15 protein-coding genes are annotated in these 16,502 nt (G+C 64.8%); 8 read left to right on the forward strand and 7 right to left on the reverse strand.

Annotated features, from left to right (window positions below; translation table 11 throughout):
• Positions 1 to 88 precede the first annotated feature (88 nt).
• Positions 89 to 2,026 carry a glycoside hydrolase family 28 protein gene (locus NK8_RS27075; RefSeq protein ID WP_213232809.1) on the reverse strand — a complete coding sequence of 646 codons (1,938 nt, stop codon included), beginning with the start codon at positions 2,024 to 2,026 and terminating at the stop codon, positions 89 to 91.
• Between the two features lie 254 nt (positions 2,027 to 2,280).
• On the opposite strand from NK8_RS27075, the gene NK8_RS27080 reads away from it, so the two are divergent.
• Positions 2,281 to 3,354 carry a porin gene (locus NK8_RS27080; protein ID WP_213233222.1) on the forward strand — a complete coding sequence of 358 codons (1,074 nt, stop codon included), beginning with the start codon at positions 2,281 to 2,283 and terminating at the stop codon, positions 3,352 to 3,354.
• 20 nt (positions 3,355 to 3,374) lie between these two features.
• Here the strand turns inward: NK8_RS27080 and NK8_RS27085 are convergent, their stop codons facing one another.
• Positions 3,375 to 4,124 (reverse strand): SDR family oxidoreductase, encoded by a 750-nt coding sequence (locus NK8_RS27085; protein ID WP_213232811.1) that lies wholly within the window; start codon positions 4,122 to 4,124, stop codon positions 3,375 to 3,377.
• Between the two features lie 103 nt (positions 4,125 to 4,227).
• Here NK8_RS27085 and NK8_RS27090 point away from each other — a divergent pair, with 103 nt between their 5' ends.
• Complete coding sequence (locus NK8_RS27090) at positions 4,228 to 5,691, forward strand: PLP-dependent aminotransferase family protein (protein ID WP_213232813.1); 1,464 nt, start codon at positions 4,228 to 4,230, stop codon at positions 5,689 to 5,691.
• Here NK8_RS27090 and NK8_RS27095 read toward each other — a convergent pair.
• Both NK8_RS27095 and NK8_RS27100 read right to left on the reverse strand, forming a co-directional pair.
• Positions 5,688 to 6,305 carry an FMN-dependent NADH-azoreductase gene (locus tag NK8_RS27095; RefSeq protein ID WP_213232815.1) on the reverse strand — a complete coding sequence of 206 codons (618 nt, stop codon included), beginning with the start codon at positions 6,303 to 6,305 and terminating at the stop codon, positions 5,688 to 5,690. The genes NK8_RS27090 and NK8_RS27095 overlap by 4 nt on opposite strands.
• Positions 6,302 to 6,766, reverse strand: a complete 465-nt coding sequence (locus tag NK8_RS27100; protein ID WP_213232817.1) for a GNAT family N-acetyltransferase — start codon at positions 6,764 to 6,766, stop codon at positions 6,302 to 6,304. Before NK8_RS27100 ends, NK8_RS27095 begins: the two co-directional genes overlap by 4 nt.
• 133 nt (positions 6,767 to 6,899) lie before the next feature.
• Here NK8_RS27100 and NK8_RS27105 point away from each other — a divergent pair, with 133 nt between their 5' ends.
• Both NK8_RS27105 and NK8_RS27110 read left to right on the forward strand, forming a co-directional pair.
• The gene (locus tag NK8_RS27105) at positions 6,900 to 7,394 is read left to right on the forward strand and encodes an MOSC domain-containing protein (RefSeq protein WP_213232819.1); all 495 of its coding nucleotides are present in this window, start codon (positions 6,900 to 6,902) and stop codon (positions 7,392 to 7,394) included.
• A 53-nt stretch (positions 7,395 to 7,447) separates the two neighbouring features.
• Positions 7,448 to 7,780, forward strand: a complete 333-nt coding sequence (locus NK8_RS27110) for a DUF2322 family protein (RefSeq protein WP_162070030.1) — start codon at positions 7,448 to 7,450, stop codon at positions 7,778 to 7,780.
• Between the two features lie 46 nt (positions 7,781 to 7,826).
• Here NK8_RS27110 and NK8_RS27115 read toward each other — a convergent pair whose 3' ends face one another.
• Positions 7,827 to 9,179 (reverse strand): MFS transporter, encoded by a 1,353-nt coding sequence (locus NK8_RS27115; protein ID WP_213232821.1) that lies wholly within the window; start codon positions 9,177 to 9,179, stop codon positions 7,827 to 7,829.
• Between the two features lie 132 nt (positions 9,180 to 9,311).
• Entirely contained in the window at positions 9,312 to 10,229 is a 918-nt protein-coding gene (gene kdgD / locus NK8_RS27120) for a 5-dehydro-4-deoxyglucarate dehydratase (protein ID WP_162070028.1), read from the reverse strand.
• A gap of 202 nt (positions 10,230 to 10,431) precedes the next feature.
• Here kdgD and garD point away from each other — a divergent pair, with 202 nt between their 5' ends.
• The gene (garD, locus tag NK8_RS27125; RefSeq protein ID WP_213232822.1) at positions 10,432 to 12,024 is read left to right on the forward strand and encodes a galactarate dehydratase; all 1,593 of its coding nucleotides are present in this window, start codon (positions 10,432 to 10,434) and stop codon (positions 12,022 to 12,024) included.
• Between the two features lie 99 nt (positions 12,025 to 12,123).
• The gene (locus NK8_RS27130; RefSeq protein WP_213232823.1) at positions 12,124 to 13,290 is read left to right on the forward strand and encodes an MFS transporter; all 1,167 of its coding nucleotides are present in this window, start codon (positions 12,124 to 12,126) and stop codon (positions 13,288 to 13,290) included.
• Between the two features lie 4 nt (positions 13,291 to 13,294).
• Here the strand turns inward: NK8_RS27130 and NK8_RS27135 are convergent, their stop codons facing one another.
• The gene (locus tag NK8_RS27135) at positions 13,295 to 14,089 is read right to left on the reverse strand and encodes an SDR family oxidoreductase (protein ID WP_213232824.1); all 795 of its coding nucleotides are present in this window, start codon (positions 14,087 to 14,089) and stop codon (positions 13,295 to 13,297) included.
• 106 nt (positions 14,090 to 14,195) lie between these two features.
• On the opposite strand from NK8_RS27135, the gene NK8_RS27140 reads away from it, so the two are divergent.
• Both NK8_RS27140 and NK8_RS27145 read left to right on the forward strand, forming a co-directional pair.
• Positions 14,196 to 15,146: a GlxA family transcriptional regulator gene (locus NK8_RS27140; protein WP_162070024.1), complete on the forward strand. Its 951-nt coding sequence runs from the start codon at positions 14,196 to 14,198 to the stop codon at positions 15,144 to 15,146.
• Between the two features lie 33 nt (positions 15,147 to 15,179).
• Positions 15,180 to 16,430 carry a Zn-dependent hydrolase gene (locus NK8_RS27145; RefSeq protein ID WP_213232825.1) on the forward strand — a complete coding sequence of 417 codons (1,251 nt, stop codon included), beginning with the start codon at positions 15,180 to 15,182 and terminating at the stop codon, positions 16,428 to 16,430.
• The last annotated feature ends 72 nt before the right edge of the window (positions 16,431 to 16,502 follow it).

Raw genomic sequence — 16,502 nt, forward strand, 5'->3', positions numbered from 1 at the left:
CGTCTCGGTATCGATAAAGCGCCGGACGATCGTCCGGCTCCTTCTGTTTCAGTTATCGGCACGAGTAGACGTTTCTTTACCGAAAGCGCTATGACTGCCCGGGAAACGGCCCGAACGCCTTGCTGCAATCGACCGGCGCGACCGCTTCCGTGCCGGGCGCTGTGCGCGTGACGCTGACCGTGCCGCCCGTCTTGAACGGCAGCGACGTGCCGCCCGCGCCGATCGTGACGAGCGCATCGGCGACCGTGAAATTCGCAGGCGCGACATCCGCAATGACGTTGTTCAGCGAGATCGTCAACGGATTCACGACCGGCGGCGCCGGCCAGCCGGAGGTGCCGCCCGACCAGCCCGAGCCTTGCAGGACCGGACTCGCGGAGCTGAAGCCCTGGAACGTATAGCTCGACGCATTGACGATACGCACGCCATCGAGCGCGATGTTCCTGAAATTCGGATAGAGCCCGTTGTTCCTTGTGGGGCTGTAGTACGGCGAGAAGATCAGCGCCTGCGGCTTGCCGTCCGTCGACGTCTCCGGCATGCGAATGCACACATTCGAATAACGGATGTTCGACACCAGCCCGCTGCGGCTCCAGTCCGACTTGATGCGCAGGCCGTTGTCGGCGCCATCGAGCACGAGATCGTAGACATTGACGTTGCTCACGCTCGGCAGGACGCCATCGACGGGCGTGACGTCCGGATTGGCCGTGCCTGCGTCCGTGCCCGCCGTCTCGCTGCCGATCGACATGCCGTGTCCCGCATAGAAGCGGCTGTGCGCGACCGTGATGTTGTACGTGCGGCCGTTGACCGTGCCGGTGCCGCCCTTGATCGCGATGTTGTCATCGCCGGTGCGGATGTGCGTGTACGCGATCAGCATGTTGCTCGCATCGCCGGTCAGCTTGCCGGGATTGCCGGGGTTGCTCGTGATCGGGCCGGAGCTCGCGGGATCGATGCCGTCCGTGTTCTTCGCCGTGTCCGGGCTGTAGTGCATGCCGAGATAGTTCGTCATGGCCTCGTAGACGGCGGTCGGCGTATAGATCTTCACGCCCCACGCGGTGAAGCCATCGACGCCGCTCGGCACGACGTGAAACTTCGGCGCATTCTGCAGCGTCACGCGATACAGCGTGAAGTTGCGGCCATTGCTGATCTGGATGAGGCGCGGATTGTTCTGCGCGAGGTTCTGCACCTTGTTCGCCATCCAGCCGATATCCCACCAGCTCATCGTACCGTTGCCATCCGGACGCATCATCAGGTCCGGATCGTTCGGCTTGCTGCTGACGAGCGGGCTGCCGCCGCGTCCGTCGATGACGCCATCGCCCATCACCGCGCCGTTCGCGATCTTGCTCGCGTTGATGAGCGCGAGACAGCCGTTGTCGCTCGCGGTGATGATGCCGCAACTCGTGGTGCCCCTGACCTTGTCGTATTGACGCGGATCGCGTGAGGCGAACAGGGTGACGCCCTTGTCGATCCAGAGCGTGACGCCGCTTTGCAGGTTCAGCGCGCCGGCGACGAACGCGTTCGCGCCGTTCGGGCCGGGGACGAGCCGCACGGCCTTGTTGGTCGCGAGACCGCTGCTCGACGGGTTTTTGCACGCGTCGAGCGCGGCCTGGATGCGCGCGCTGTCGGGTGCGGTGTTGGTCGAGTCGGCGTTGTCGGGCAGCAGGCCGTTCGGCTGTGCGGTCAGCGTGGCGGGGAGCGTCGCGCAGATTTGCGGGGGGAGGGGCAGCGTGGGTTCTGGCGGCAGCGCGGGATCGTAGGTCGTCGTGCCAACCTGGAAGCCCGTCGGCGTCGGTGTCGGCGTCGGGTCCGCCGAAGGCGTGGATGCGCCCGATGCCGGATCGGCCGATGCGCCCGATGCTGCCGCATTGCCGTCGTCGCTATTCACGACGTCGCTGGTCGCGGCGGACGTCGTAGCCAGTGACGGCGACGCATCCGAGCCGCCGCACGCGCTGAGCGTCAGCGCGATGGACGCGGCGGCGAGCCAGGCGGCGCCATGCTTGACTAGCTGAGAAAGAGCAGGGTTTTGGTTCAATTATTGTGCCTCTTTGTAAAACGATCGAATCGATAATGTCGTATGACATCATGCGGATATTAGGCATCCGAATGAAAGAAGCGATATCTGGTGTTCGCCCTTAAGCCAGTTCGACGGTTTCGCTTCGGCCCCGATTCGTGCCGGTTTTCCTGGATGGTGCTAATGTGCGGCCAATCGTTTTCTCTCAACCGAACAGAACCCGCATGGAGTCGTCGACCATGAAAGTTCGTCTCTGGAAAGCGGCAGGTCTTTTGATGCTCGTCAGTTCGGGCGCGGCGGCGCAGACAAGTGTCACGATGTACGGCCGTATCGATGGCGGCATCGAGTATCTGAATCACATCGCGAACGGCACGGGCGGCAGCGACTCGCGATGGAGCGCCGAAGGCGGCGACTGGGGCACCAGCATGTGGGGCCTGAAAGGCAGTGAGGATCTGGGCGGCGGCCTGAGCGCGGTCTTCGACCTCGAAACCGCCATTCAGATCATGAACGGCACGACTGGCGGCGGGCGTCTGTGGTCACGCCGCGCCTATGCCGGGCTGAATTCGAAGACCTGGGGCCAGTTGCAGGCGGGGCGCAACCTGTTCATCGACAGCGACGGCGTGTGGGAATTCGATCCCTTCGTGCAACAGGCGGTATCGTCGGCATCGCTCGTGCGCGGGCGCAACTGGCAGCAGACGAGCAATAACGTCGAGTATCACAGCCCCGTGTTTCATGGCTTCGACGTGCAGGGGCAATACGCATTCGGCAATCAGCCGGGCGCGTTCAATCAGGGCGCGCAGGGCGAGTTCGGACGCTCCGAAGGCGTCATGCTGACGTATCACTCGACCCTGTTCGACGTGCGCGGCATCTACGATGAGTTGCGCAGCCAGAACGGCAAGCTGGACAACATCTTTCAGGCATCGCGCGAAGTCTTCGTCGGCGCGAACGTGAGAATCGACAAGTGGAAGGTGCAGGCCGCGTACACGCATTACGCCGCGCCCGATTCGCCCGCGGGCGTGGCCGATAGCGCCGATCACTACTGGCTCGGCGCGACCTATCAGGCGACGTCCGCATGGGCCGTCACGGCAGCGGGCTTCTATATCCACGTCGGCGAAGGCGCGGGCGATGCGGCGCACGACCCCGCGAGCCACGCAATGCTGTACGCGCTCGGCACGACCTACAACTTCAGCAAGCGCACCTTCCTGTACGGCACGGTGGCCTACGTGCGCAACAGCGCGAACGGCTCGTTTTCGGTCTTCGCGACACCGCGCGATGCCGAACCGGGCACGAGCCCGATGGCAGGCGAATCGCAGACGGGCGCGTACATCGGGATGATGCATGTGTTCTAGCCGCGCCCGTCATCGCCCGGTTACGCGTGTGCGCGCGCCAGCCACTGCTCGAGGCTGATGCTTCCACGACGCGCGACGCCGGTCGGCACGAGCGAGTCTTCCGTGATCGTGCCGCCGAAGTACGTCGCCTTCGGATCGACGACGATCTCGCGTGTATCGCCCTGCGCCTTCAGATACTCGCCGACGATCCGGTGCAAGGGCGCGCGCTGCGGCCCCGCGATATCGGCGATGCCGTTCAGCGGCGTATCGAGCGCGGCGTCCGCGACGAAGCCCGCGACGTCATCGGCCGCGATCGGCTGAAACTGTCCCGTCGACAGATGCACCTTGCCGTCCTGCATGCCCGCGTCGGCGATGCCGCCGAGGAACTCCAGGAACTGCGTCGCGCGGACGATCGAATACGGCACGCCCGATTCCGCGATCAGCTTTTCCTGTGCCACTTTCGCGCGGAAATAACCGTTGTCCGGCATGCGATCCGTCCCGACGACAGACAGCGCCACATGATGCTGCACGCCCGCTGCGGCTTCGGCCTTCACGAGGTTCGTGGTCGACGCGCGGAAAAACGCCATCACGTCATCCGGCGCCCACGAGGGCGCGTTCGACACGTCGATGACGACCTGCGCGCCGCGAAGCGCTTCATCCAATCCCGCGCCCGTCACCGAATCCACGCCGTTGCGCGGCGACGCGGCGACTGCCTCGTGGCCCTTCGCGCGCAGAATCGCAACCGTCTTCGCGCCGATCAAACCCGAACCGCCAATGACGACGATCTTCATGATGCACCTCGCTGGATAAGTGAAAGTGAAGTCATTGTGTGACAATCATGGCTTAGCAGAAAGGGACAAGAATCGTCGATTCAACTAGTCCATGAACCGTGACATGCCGACCACTGACCATGCGTTGAACATAGAGATCGACCGGCGCGAAGCTTCGCCGATCTACCTGCAGATTTGCGAGCGTTTCAAGGCGGCGATCGCGGCGGGTCACCTGAAGCCCGGCGACCGGGTGCCCGCGCTGCGCGCGCTCGCGACGCAACTGAATACTGCCCGCGGCACGGTCGAGATGGCGTATAACGTCCTCGTCGATGAGGGTTATTTGCAGATGCGCGGCGCGGCGGGCACGTTCGTGTCGACGTCGCTGCCGGGCGCGGTGACACCCGCGCGCACGAGCCGCGAGCGCGCCGATGCACCGCGTGCGAAGCGCACGCAGGCCGACACCGATATCGGCAACGACGCGAAGCCGCTGCGTCCCGGCTTGCCCGCGCTCGACGCGTTTCCGCGCAAGGTCTGGAGCCGGCTCGTCGCGTATCGCGCGCGCGGCGGCGATCCCGCCACGCTGAGTTATCCCGATCCGTCCGGCTATCGCCCGTTGCGCGAGCGCATCGCAACCTATCTCGGCCTGTCGCGCGGCGTGGAGTGCGTGCCGGAGCAGGTGTTCGTCACGAACGGCTATCGCGCGACGCTCGAACTCATCCTGCGCGGTTTCGCGAAGCCCGGCGACCGCGCGTGGTTCGAAGAGCCGGGCTATCTGCTCGCACGAAACTTTCTCGTCGATGCCGGCATGCGGCTCGTGCCGGTGCCCGTCGATCATGAAGGACTCGACGTCGACACTGCCCGCGCGCTCCATGACGATGCGCGCTTCGCATTCGTCACGCCTTCGCATCAGAGTCCGCTCGGCGTGACGCTCTCGCTCGCGCGGCGCATGAAGCTGCTCGACTGGGCGAGCCGCGCGGGAAGCTGGATCGTCGAGGACGATTACGACAGCGAGTTCCGCTACGTGGGCCGTCCGCTGCCCGCGCTGAAGAGCCTCGATCGCGACGACCGCGTGATCTATTGCGGCACCTTCAGCAAGGTGCTGTTTCCGGGTTTGCGGCTTTCATACGTGGTCGCGCCCGAACGGGCCGTCGCGCGGTTCGGGCAGATCACGAAGAGCATGAATGCGGGATCGCCGTATCTCTATCAGGCGGCGGTGGCGGACTTCATCGCACAGGGGCATTTCGCGCGGCATCTGAAGCGCATGCGCGCGCTCTACGCCGAGCGGCGCATGCTGCTCATGAATGCGATCCTGAAGGCTTTCGGCGACAGGGTCAGCATCGAACTGCCGACCGGCGGCATGCATCTCGTCGCGATCTTCCATGCAGGACGCGACGGACCCATCGACGACATGGCGATGGCCGCACGCGCGCGCGAAGCGGGTCTCGCGGTGCTCGCGCTATCGGCGTGGTATCTGAACGCGCGCGCGAAGCATGCGTTGCGCGGGATCGTCGTCGGCTTTGCGAATGTCGCCGATGCCGCCGAAGCGGCGCGCCTCGCGGGCATGCTTCGGCGGGCCTACGACGGTTAAAGCGCGACGGCGTCATCCGATGCGAAGAGCGCGTGTCGCGCGATCTCGTCGCGTGCGCTACGCAGCGCTTCGGCCACGGCGTCATGGCCGTGCACGAGTCCTTGCAGCAAGAGGAAATGCAGATTCTGCAAGCCGATCGAGCCGAGCGCGTAACGCAGATACGGCGTGAGGAAATCGCGCTGGCGCGCGTGCTCGCCGCTATGAAACCCGCCCGATCCGACGATCACGAACGCGGGCCGGTCACGCATCAGTCCGAGCTTGCCTTCGGGCGTCGCGGCGAACGTGCGGTGAATGCGCAGTACATAATCGATCCACAGCTTCAGCGCGGCGGGGACGGTGAAGTTGTGCATCGGCGTGTTGATGATCAGCGCGTCGGTCGTTTCGATTTCGCGGATCAGTTGTTCGGAGACGTCGAACCGGGTCGCATCCGGCTGGCGCGAAGTGATCGCGCTCGCGTAATCCTGCGTGATGGGCGGCAATGGCGCCGCCGCGAGATCGCGTTCGACGATCTCCACGCGCGCCGTCTTGCGCAACATCTCGATCATCTCCAGCGCGAGCTGGTAGCCATGACTCGCGTCGCCGTGCGGGCTCGCATTGATGAAGAGCACTTTCATCGCGCGGCCTCCGTGCCGTTGCCCGTCAACGGCTGGACGAAGTGCATGCCCTTCGCGAGCAGGCCGTTGCGATAGTAGAAGCGCTGCGCGAGCGCCATGTGCAGGCCGGTGTCGAGGACGAAATGCGCGCAGCGCGAATGGCGCGCGATCTCGCGGACCTTGTCGAGCAATTGCGCACCGATGCCGCTGCGATGCAGCCGCGCCGTCACGACGAGATCGTCGACATAGACAAAACGGCCGTACAGCGTATTCGTTTGCGTGCGATAACCTGCGAGGCCGAGGATCGCGCCGTCTTCGTCGCATGCCGCGAGCAGGCGATAGCATTCCTCGCGTTGACGGCGCATTTGCGCGCCGAACGCGGCGGCGTCGGTCAGATGCGGGCGCAGTTCCTTCATGACGTCGAAGGCGCGCGTCCAGTCGTCGGGCGAGTCGAGATGCCGAAAGGTGATCGAAGTGTCCATGCGTGTTCTCCACGTTGCATGCCGCCTACGATATCGGCGCGATGACACAGCCCAAAGAGCCAAGAATCGCGCTTTGGACTAGGCCATGTCCGGCCACGGGTAGAATCGGACGGACTATTTTCGATTCCCGCTCATGGCGCTCAATCCGGATTCCCCTCTCGCCCGTCTCATGAACGCGCCCGTGAAGGCGGGCCGCGTCGAATGGATCGGCTTGCGTGAAGCGCGGCGCGCGCCGCTCCGTGTGGTCGAATCGGCGCTGGCGATCGAAGGCATCGGTCTCGATGGCGATCACTACAGCCGAACGGACGGCAATCGCCAGGTCACATTGATTCAGGCGGAAAGCCTGCGCGCGATCGCGAGCCATCTCGGCCTCGACGACGTCGCGCCGGGCGATCTGCGGCGCAATATCGTCACATCCGGCATCAATCTCAATGCGCTGAAGGGGCAGCGTTTTCGCATCGGCGACGCGGTGCTCGAAGCGAGCGGCGAGTGTCATCCGTGCTCGCGCATGGAGGAGACTTTCGGCGTGGGCGGCTATAACGCGGTGCGCGGTTTCGGCGGCATCACGGCGCGCGTGATCGTCGGTGGAGGGATCGGGCTCGCGAGTCTGGTCGAGCCATTGCGATGATCGGATAAGATACTGCGCCCCGTATCATCAACTCATAACGTGGAGTGCTTTTCGTGATCCAGCCGAGCAACGTATTCAAGGATAACCTCGCCCAATTGCCTGCCATCGATGGCATCGAGCGCATCGATCTGGTCGACGGCCGGGGCGATGTGGTCGCGAGTATCGAGAACAAGCCGGGCAAGCAGGGTTCGCTGGCGGTCTACAACTACGTGCAGCAGACGTTCGGCACGCTCGACGCGAAGGCCGCGCAGCACGCGCTTGCCGTGTTCGCCGAACATACCGCCGATGCGCGCAACCGGCCGGGCGCGCATCCGAATGTGGATCGCCTGCTGGCGATCGTCGATGGCGGCGAAGCGCTGCGCATCGACGTGATTCAGGCGAGTTGATGCGTGAGCCCGTTCCGCCATCGACGGAACGGGCTTGCAAGTCCAATCAGGCGCGCAATTCCACGCGCTTGATGTCCTTCACGATCACGAGATAACTGAACACCGTGATCAGCGCATTGATGCCGACGAACGCCAGCGCGCCATTGAACGAGCCCGACTGCGCGACGAGATAGCCGATCACGATCGGCGTCACGATCCCCGCCACATTGCCGAACATGTTGAAGATCGACCCGGAAAGCCCGATGGCTTCCTTCGGCGACGTATCCGCGACCACGGCCCAGCCCAATGCGCCGATACCCTTGCCGAAGAACGCGAGCGACATCAGCGCGACCACGACCCAGTCCGTATCGACGTAATTGCAGCCGATGATGCACGACGACAGCAGCATGCCGCCGACGATCGGCGCCTTGCGGGCCAGCGTGAGCGAGCAGCCGCGGCGGATGAGGCCATCGGAGATCACGCCGCCGAGCACGCCGCCCGTGAAGCCGCAGATGGCCGGCAGCGACGCGACGAAGCCTGCCTGCAGAATCGTCATGTGACGCGCCTGCACGAGGTAGATCGGGAACCACGTCAGGAAGAAGTACGTGAGCACGTTGATGCAGTACTGCGCGAGATACACGCCGAGCAGCATGCGGTTGGTCAGCAGTTGCTTCACGACCGGCCAGCCCACGCTGTTCGACTTCGCCTGCGCCGCGCCGCCCGCGCGGTGATGACCGCTGACGAGACCGCCGCCTTCCTCGATGTATTCCAGTTCCTGCTTGTTCACGCGCGGATGGTCGACCGGATTCTTCATCACGGACAGCCACGTGAGCGCGAGCAAGAGACCCGCCACGCCCATCACGATATACACGTGATGCCAGCCGAAAGCGTGCGTGAGCCACGCCATCAGCGGCGTGAACACGACGGCCGCGAAGTATTGCGCGGAGTTGAAGATCGCCGAAGCCGTGCCGCGCTCTTTCGTCGGGAACCAGCTCGCGACGACTTTCGCATTGGCCGGAAACGCGGGCGCTTCCGCCGCGCCCATCGCGAAACGCAGGACGAACAGCGCCGTCACCGCCGTGGCCGCGCTGCCGAGCAGGCCGATCGAGCTTTGCAGCAGCGTGAACAGCGACCACAGAAAAATGCTCGCCGCATACACGCGCCGCGCGCCGAAGCGATCGAGCAGCCAGCCCGCCGGCACTTGCGAGAGCACGTACGCCCAGCTGAAGGCCGAGAAGATGTAACCCATGCGGATGGCATCGAAGCCGAATTCGGCGCGCATCGCCGAACCGGTCACCGACAGGGTCGCGCGGTCCGCGTAGTTGAACGTCGTGATCACGAAGATCAGCAACAGGATGAGATAGCGCACGCGGGTGCGCTTCATGACGTCTGCGGGATTCGCGGTACGGCTCATCGACATGGACTTCCCCTTTGATTCGATCGTGCTGATGCACGGAGGGCCGCAACAGCGGCCCTCATGGGCGAAGCGACGCACGGCGCCGTTGCGGCGCCACGCGTTCCCACGCTTCGCTGTCTCCTTCCGTGATGCTGCTTACTGCGCGCCGAGCTTCTTGATCAGCGCGTCGAGTTGCTCGAGCTCTTCTTCCGTCAGATCGGTCAGCGGCGCGCGCACCGGACCCGCATCGTGGCCGACGAGCTTCGCGCCCGCCTTGACGATCGACACCGCATAACCCGCCTTGCGATTGCGGATCTTCAGGTACGGCAGGAAGAATTCGTCGATCAGCTTGCCGACGGTCGCGTGGTCGTCCGCCGCGATCGCGCGGTAGAAGTCCATCGCCGTCTTCGGGATGAAGTTGAACACCGCCGACGAGTACACCGGCACGCCCAGCGCCTTGTACGCCGCTGCGTAGACTTCGGCCGTCGGCAGGCCGCCGAGGTACGAGAAGCGGTCGCCGAGACGGCGGCGGATCGTCACCATGTTCTCGATTTCGCCCACGCCGTCCTTGAAGCCGATCAGGTTCGGGCAGCTGTCCGCCAGTTGCTCCAGCATGTCGGCGTTGAGCTTAGAATTGGCGCGGTTGTAGATGATCACGCCCATGTTCGGCACGGCCTTGCACACTTCCTCGGCGTGCACGCGGATGCCATCCTGCGACGCTTCCGTCAGATAGTGCGGCATCAGCAGCACGCCTTGCGCGCCTTGCTTCTCGGCTTCCTGCGCGAACGCGATGGCCGTGCGGGTCGGGCCGCCGGCGCCCGCGAGGATCGGCACCTTGCCGCGGCACACTTCGGTGGCCGTCTTCACGATCTGCGAATATTCGGGTTGCGTCAGCGAGAAGAACTCGCCCGTGCCGCCCGCGACGAACAGCGCTGAAGCACCGTACGGAGCCAGCCATTCGAGGCGCTCCGCGTAGGTATCTGCGCGGAAGTTGCCTTGTTGGTCGAAGTCCGTCACGGGGAAGGAGAGCAGGCCTTCGGAAACGATTTGCTTCAGTTCTTGCGGTGTCGTCATGGTGAATATCTCGTTGGTCAGCGACCGGCGGGTGCCGAGCTTATAAGTCATCGTACAACATGAGATGACATCGGACAACCTTTTTAAGCCAATAGAATCAACGGATACGGGTAAATACTAAGCAATTGTGACTCTCTATGTTGTAGGATGACATAACTCCAGCCGCAAGCCGCGCGGTGTGTCCGCTCAAGGATTCGTCAGAATGAATCAGTCCCCTCTCTATATTCGCGTCCACCCGGACGACAACGTCGCGATCGTCGTCAATGACGGCGGTTTGGGCGAAGGCGCCGCCTTCTCCGATGGCCTCGTGCTGCGCGAGCGCGTGCCGCAAGGCCACAAGGTCGCGCTGAAGGATCTCGCGGAAGGCGAGGCCGTGATCCGCTACAACGTGGTGATCGGCTATGCGACGAAAGCGTTGCCGAAGGGAAGCTGGGTGAACGAGCACGTCACGCGCATGCCGGCGTCGCCGGAATTGCACGACCTGCCCATCGCGACGATCAAGGCGCCGGACGAATCGCCGCTGGACGGCTTCACGTTCGAGGGCTATCGCAACGCGGACGGCTCGGTCGGCACGCGCAACATCCTCGCGATCACGACCACCGTGCAGTGCGTCGCGGACGTGGTGCAGCATGCGGTCACGCGCATCAAGGCGGAACTGCTGCCGCAGTATCCGAATGTCGACGATGTCGTGAGCCTCGGTCACACCTACGGCTGCGGCGTGGCGATCGACGCCCCCGACGCGATGGTGCCGATCCGCACCGTGCGCAACATCGCGCTGAATCCGAACTTCGGCGGCGAAGTGATGATGGTGAGCCTCGGCTGCGAGAAGCTGCAGCCCGAGCGCCTGATGCCGCCGGGCACCATTCCGATCGCGGCGGCAACGGCGCAGACGGAAGACGTGGCCGATATCGGCGACAACACCCACGATGACAACGGCGGCACGGTCGTCCTGCAGGACGAGGCGCACGTCGGCTTCGGCTCGATGATCGATTCGATCATGCGGATGGCCGACACACATCTGAAGCGGCTGAACAATCGCCGTCGTGAGACGTGTCCGGCGGCGGATCTCGTGGTCGGCGTGCAATGCGGCGGCAGCGACGCGTTTTCCGGCCTGACGGCGAATCCGGCGGTCGGCTTCGCGACGGATCTCATCGTGCGCGCGGGCGGGACGGTGATGTTCTCGGAAGTCACGGAAGTGCGCGACGGCGTCGCGCAACTCACGGCGCGCGCGGCGAACGGCGACGTGGCGCAGGCGATCATCCGCGAGATGCAGTGGTACGACGATTACCTGAAGCGCGGCGGCGCGGACCGCAGCGCGAACACCACTCCAGGCAACAAGAAGGGCGGGCTGTCGAACATCGTCGAGAAGGCGATGGGGTCGATCGTCAAGTCGGGCAGCTCGGCCATTTCCGGTGTGCTGTCGCCGGGCGAGAAGGTGACGCAGAAGGGTTTGATCTACGCGTCGACGCCCGCGAGCGATTTCATCTGCGGCACGCTGCAACTCGCGTCGGGCATCAACCTGCATGTGTTCACGACCGGGCGCGGCACGCCTTATAGTCTCGCCGAAGTGCCGGTGCTCAAGGTCGCGACGCGCTCGGATCTCGCGCGCCGCTGGCACGATCTGATGGATGTGAACGCGGGCACCATCGCGACGGGTGAAGCGACCATCGCCGATGTGGGCTGGGAGCTGTTCCGGCTGATGCTGGATGTTGCGAGCGGGAAGAAGCAGACGAAGGCGGAGGCGTTGAAGCTGCATAACGCGCTCGTGCTGTTCAATCCGGCGCCGGTGACGTGATTCGAACCGCGCTCGCTGCAGGAAAAACTGCCTCGCCTCGTGCGGGGCATTTTTTTGGCACGATGGAGTCGGTCCAACTCGTCGCCCGGGCGTGAACCCATGACACCCATCCCCCGCACCGTCTGGGCCTTAGGCTTCGTCAGCCTGTTCATGGACCTGTCTTCCGAACTGGTGCATGCGCTGCTGCCGATCTACCTCGTCACGACCATGGGGATGAGCGTCACCGCGCTTGGCGCGCTCGAGGGCGCAGCCGAAGCGACCGCGATGATCGTGAAGATATTCTCCGGATCGCTCAGCGACTGGCTCGGCCGCCGCAAGGGCCTCTTGCTGTTCGGCTACGGCCTCGCCGCATTGACGAAGCCGCTGTTCCCGCTCGCCGATACCCCCACGATGGTCGTGACGGCGCGTCTGCTTGACCGCTTCGGCAAGGGCATTCGCGGCGCGCCGCGCGATGCGCTCGTCGCCGATATCGCGCCGCCAGCCATTCGCGGCGCCTGCTTCGGCCTGCGGCAATCGATGGACACGATCGGCGCGTTTGCCGGACCACTGCTCGCGATCGCGCTGATGCTCGCGCTGTCCGATCACATCCGGGCGGTGCTCTGGTTCGCGACGGTTCCGGCGTTCATCGCCATCATCATCATTCTGTTCGGCGTTCGCGAACCGGAACGTACGCCCGCGCAGGGCGCATTCCGCGTGCCGCTCCACTGGCGGTCGATGCGCGAGTTTTCCGGGCGCTACTGGTACGTCGTCGGCATCGGCGCGACGTTCACGCTCGCGCGTTTCAGCGAGGCGTTTCTGGTGCTGCGCGCCCAGCAGACAGGACTCGACATGGCCTGGATTCCCGGCGTGATGGTAGTGATGAGCCTTACGTATTCGCTGAGCGCGTATCCCGCCGGCGTGCTGTCGGACCGCTGGGATCCGCGCGCTCTGCTCGCCTGCGGCCTCGTTTTGCTGATCGCGGCCGATGTGCTGCTCGGCGCGGGCGCATCGATGATCACGCTGTTCGCAGGCGTCGCGGTATGGGGACTTCACATGGGTTTCACGCAGGGCATACTCGCGGCGATGGTCGCCGAAGCGGCGCCGCCGTCGCTGCGCGGCACCGCATTCGGCGTGTTCAATCTCGCGAGCGGCATGTGCATGCTGCTGTCGAGCGCGGTCGCCGGGTGGCTCTGGGATCGCAGCGGCGCATCGACGACGTTCTTTGCAGGCGCCGCGATCGCGGTGATTCCGCTCGTCATGTGCATGCTGGCGCCGCGCTCGAAATAACGCCTCAAGCCGCGTAGCGCGCAGCCGGCGTGTTGGTCGACAGCTCCGGCGCCATCGCTTGCCGCGCGGCTTCGTACGCGTCCCACTTCGCGCCGTCGTGCAGCGGTGGAATCGTCACGAGTTCACCACGATCGAAGCCGATCAGCGCCGCATCGACCAGATCGCCCGCGGACATGATGATCGCCTGGTCCAGATTTTCCATCGGCAGGCCGCCCGTTTCCCAGAAATCGGTCGCGGTGGCGCCGGGCAGCACGGCCTGAATCTGCACGCTCTTGCCCGACAGTTCGCGATGCAACGATTGACTGAACGCGAGCACGAACGCCTTGGTGCCGCCATACACGCCATTGAGAATCTCCGGCGCGATGCCGACGATCGACGCGATATTGATGACCGCACCCTTGCCGCGCGCAACGAAGCCCGGCACCGCCGCGTACGTGAGACGCGTGAGCGCGGTCACGTTCAGGTCGATCATGCGCGTCATCGCGTCGACGTCGCTGTCGAGCAAGGGCGTATGCGTGCCGACGCCCGCGTTGTTGACGAGCAGCGTGATACTCGCGTCCTGCTTCAGTTTCGCTTCGACGGCGGCGAGCGCGTGGCGATCGTTCAGATCGGCATCGAGAATTTCGACGTTGCGGCGCGTCTCGTTCGTGATGCGCTCGGCGAGCGTTGCGAGCCGGTCGCGATTGCGAGCGACGAGAATGAGGTCGTAGCCGCGTCGCGCGAGACGCTCCGCATAGACCGCGCCGATGCCGGAAGATGCGCCCGTGACGAGCGCGGTGCCAAGATAAGTCTGCGTCATGATTTCACTCCGTTCGATGATTGCGTGAGTGAATGATGAGCCCGTTTGACCGTGACGCAAATGACGTATATGGTACTGATTCAGGACATGACAGCGGAACAGAAAAATGCATCGCGTCGGCTTTTTGTTGAGTGAAGGCTTCCAGGTGATGGCGCTGGCGTCGCAATCGGTGTTCGAGTATGCGAACGTCGTTGCGGGTGAAGCGTTCTACGGCATCGAAAACTATTCGACGACGGGCGGCGAAGTGCGCTCGTCGCTCGGCATGAAAGTGGACACGCGGCCTATCACCCCGCGCACCTCGATGGACACGTGGATCGTCGCGGGCGTCAACTCGCCGCTCACCACGCCCGCGCCCGCCGATGTGCTGGCGTTCCTGCGTCGCCGGGCCGGCAAGCGCGCGCGGCGCATCGCGGGCGTCTGCACGGGCGGCTTCGTGCTGGCGGAAGCGGGCCTGCTCGCGAACCGCCGCGCGACCACGCATTGGGCGTACGCGCGCGAGATGCAGCAGCGCTTTCCGGATGTGCGTGTGGAAGAGGACCGCATCTTTATCGTCGATGGTCCGGTGTGGACCTCGGCGGGCATGACGGCCGGACTCGATCTCGCGCTCGCGATGGTCGAGAAGGACCTCGGCGCGGACGTGGCGCGTTCCGTCGCGCACAAGCTCGTGATGCACCAGCGTCGCGCGGGCGGGCAGTCGCAGCATTCGGAGATGCTCGATCTCGCGCCGAAGACGGATCGCATCCAGAACGCGCTGAACTATGCGCGCAAGCATCTGAGCCGGCCATTGACGGTCGAGGAACTCGCGGGCGAGGCGCATCTGAGCCCGCGTCAGTTCAGCCGCGTGTTCACGCTGGAAACGGGGCAATCGCCGGCGAAGGCCGTCGAAGGCTTGCGGCTGGAGGCGGCGCGCCTGATGATCGAAAAGAGCCGCCATTCGCTCGAAACGATCGCGCAGGAAACAGGTTTCAGAGACCGGCGTCACATGCGCGAGGCGTTCATGCGCGGCTTCGGCGTGCCGCCGCAGGAAGTGCGGCGCGAAGCGCGGACGCTGGCCTGAACACATACTTTTTACGCACGACAAGGACACGCTGTGCCGAAGATCAACCCTCAACGCTTGCTGAACGACCTCAAACATCTGCGCTCATTCGGCGCGACGGGGCCGGGCGTCGTGCGCCTGTCGCTGTCGCCGGTCGATATGGACGCGCGCCGCTGGCTCGCGGGCCGCATGAGCGACGCAGGACTGAGCGCAACCGTCGATGGCGTCGGCACCGTGTTCGGCCGTTCGCGCAACGCCGGCCCGGCGCTCCTGATCGGCTCGCACACCGATACCCAGCCGACCGGCGGCTGGCTCGACGGCGCGCTCGGCGTCATCTACGGTCTGGAGATTGCGCGCGCGCTCGCCGAATGCGAGGAGACGCGCCATTTCGCCGTTGACGTCGCTTCGTGGATCGACGAAGAGGGCACGTTCTCGGGCTTTCTCGGCAGCCGCAGTTTCGTCGGCGAAAACGTCGATGAAGCCATTCGCGGCGCGCGCAATCGCGAAGGCGTGCTGCTCGGCGATGCGCTCAGGCAGGCCGGGCTCATCGACGCGCCGCGCGTGCGCCTCGACAGGACGCGATACACGGCGTACCTGGAGCCGCACATCGAGCAGGGCGGCCGTCTGGAAGCGCACGGCAAGTCGATCGGCGTGGTGACGACCATCGTCGGCATACGGGAAATGAAACTGCGTTTCACGGGCCAGCGCAACCACGCGGGCACCACGCCCATGGCGATTCGACGCGACGCGGGCGCGGCGCTCGTCGCGTTTATCGCGCGCATGGACGAAGCGTTCCGTGCACTCGCCGACGCCGATACCGTGTGGACGGTCGGACGCATCGAGCTCGATCCCGGCTCGTTCAGCGTGGTGCCGGGCGCGGCGACCATGCATCTGCAGTTTCGCGACGCCAGCGCCGAACGTCTGCACGCGATGGAAACATCGCTCGCCGCGCTGATTCGCGACTTCAACGCGCAAGGCAAGGTGAGCGTCGCCATGATCGACAGCGAACCGCCCGAAGAACCCGTCGTGATGGACACCGCGTTGCAGGCGCAACTCGCCGACGCGGCCGAAGCGCTCGCGCCGGGGCAATGGGAGCGCATGCCGAGCGGCGCGTCGCACGATGCGCAGGTGATCGCGCATCATGTGCCCGCCTGCATGCTGTTCGTGCCGAGCATCGGCGGAATCAGTCACGACTTCGTCGAGAACACGGCCGAGGCGCATATCGTGCTGGGTTGCGAAGTGGCGGCGAGTGCGGCGGCGGCCATCCTGCGCAACGGTTCCGGATCGTTGCGCAGACAACAATAGTCGGGCGCGCGAGGCCCATCGCTGTAACGCGCCCGCGCGCGCGGCTTGTAATCCCCGGCACCTAACATATTC

This window comes from Caballeronia sp. NK8 (genome assembly GCF_018408855.1).
GTDB lineage: Bacteria > Pseudomonadota > Gammaproteobacteria > Burkholderiales > Burkholderiaceae > Caballeronia.

Coding starts and splice junctions, on each gene's coding strand:
- NK8_RS27135 (WP_213232824.1), bottom strand. CDS start 14,089: ATGACGCAGACTTATCTTGGCACCGCGCTCGTCACGGGCGCATCTTCC.
- garD (WP_213232822.1), top strand. CDS start 10,432: ATGAATCAGTCCCCTCTCTATATTCGCGTCCACCCGGACGACAACGTC.
- NK8_RS27080 (WP_213233222.1), top strand. CDS start 2,281: ATGCTCGTCAGTTCGGGCGCGGCGGCGCAGACAAGTGTCACGATGTAC.
- NK8_RS27095 (WP_213232815.1), bottom strand. CDS start 6,305: ATGAAAGTGCTCTTCATCAATGCGAGCCCGCACGGCGACGCGAGTCAT.
- NK8_RS27090 (WP_213232813.1), top strand. CDS start 4,228: ATGCCGACCACTGACCATGCGTTGAACATAGAGATCGACCGGCGCGAA.
- kdgD (WP_162070028.1), bottom strand. CDS start 10,229: ATGACGACACCGCAAGAACTGAAGCAAATCGTTTCCGAAGGCCTGCTC.
- NK8_RS27130 (WP_213232823.1), top strand. CDS start 12,124: ATGACACCCATCCCCCGCACCGTCTGGGCCTTAGGCTTCGTCAGCCTG.
- NK8_RS27100 (WP_213232817.1), bottom strand. CDS start 6,766: ATGGACACTTCGATCACCTTTCGGCATCTCGACTCGCCCGACGACTGG.
- NK8_RS27085 (WP_213232811.1), bottom strand. CDS start 4,124: ATGAAGATCGTCGTCATTGGCGGTTCGGGTTTGATCGGCGCGAAGACG.
- NK8_RS27105 (WP_213232819.1), top strand. CDS start 6,900: ATGGCGCTCAATCCGGATTCCCCTCTCGCCCGTCTCATGAACGCGCCC.
- NK8_RS27115 (WP_213232821.1), bottom strand. CDS start 9,179: ATGTCGATGAGCCGTACCGCGAATCCCGCAGACGTCATGAAGCGCACC.
- NK8_RS27140 (WP_162070024.1), top strand. CDS start 14,196: ATGCATCGCGTCGGCTTTTTGTTGAGTGAAGGCTTCCAGGTGATGGCG.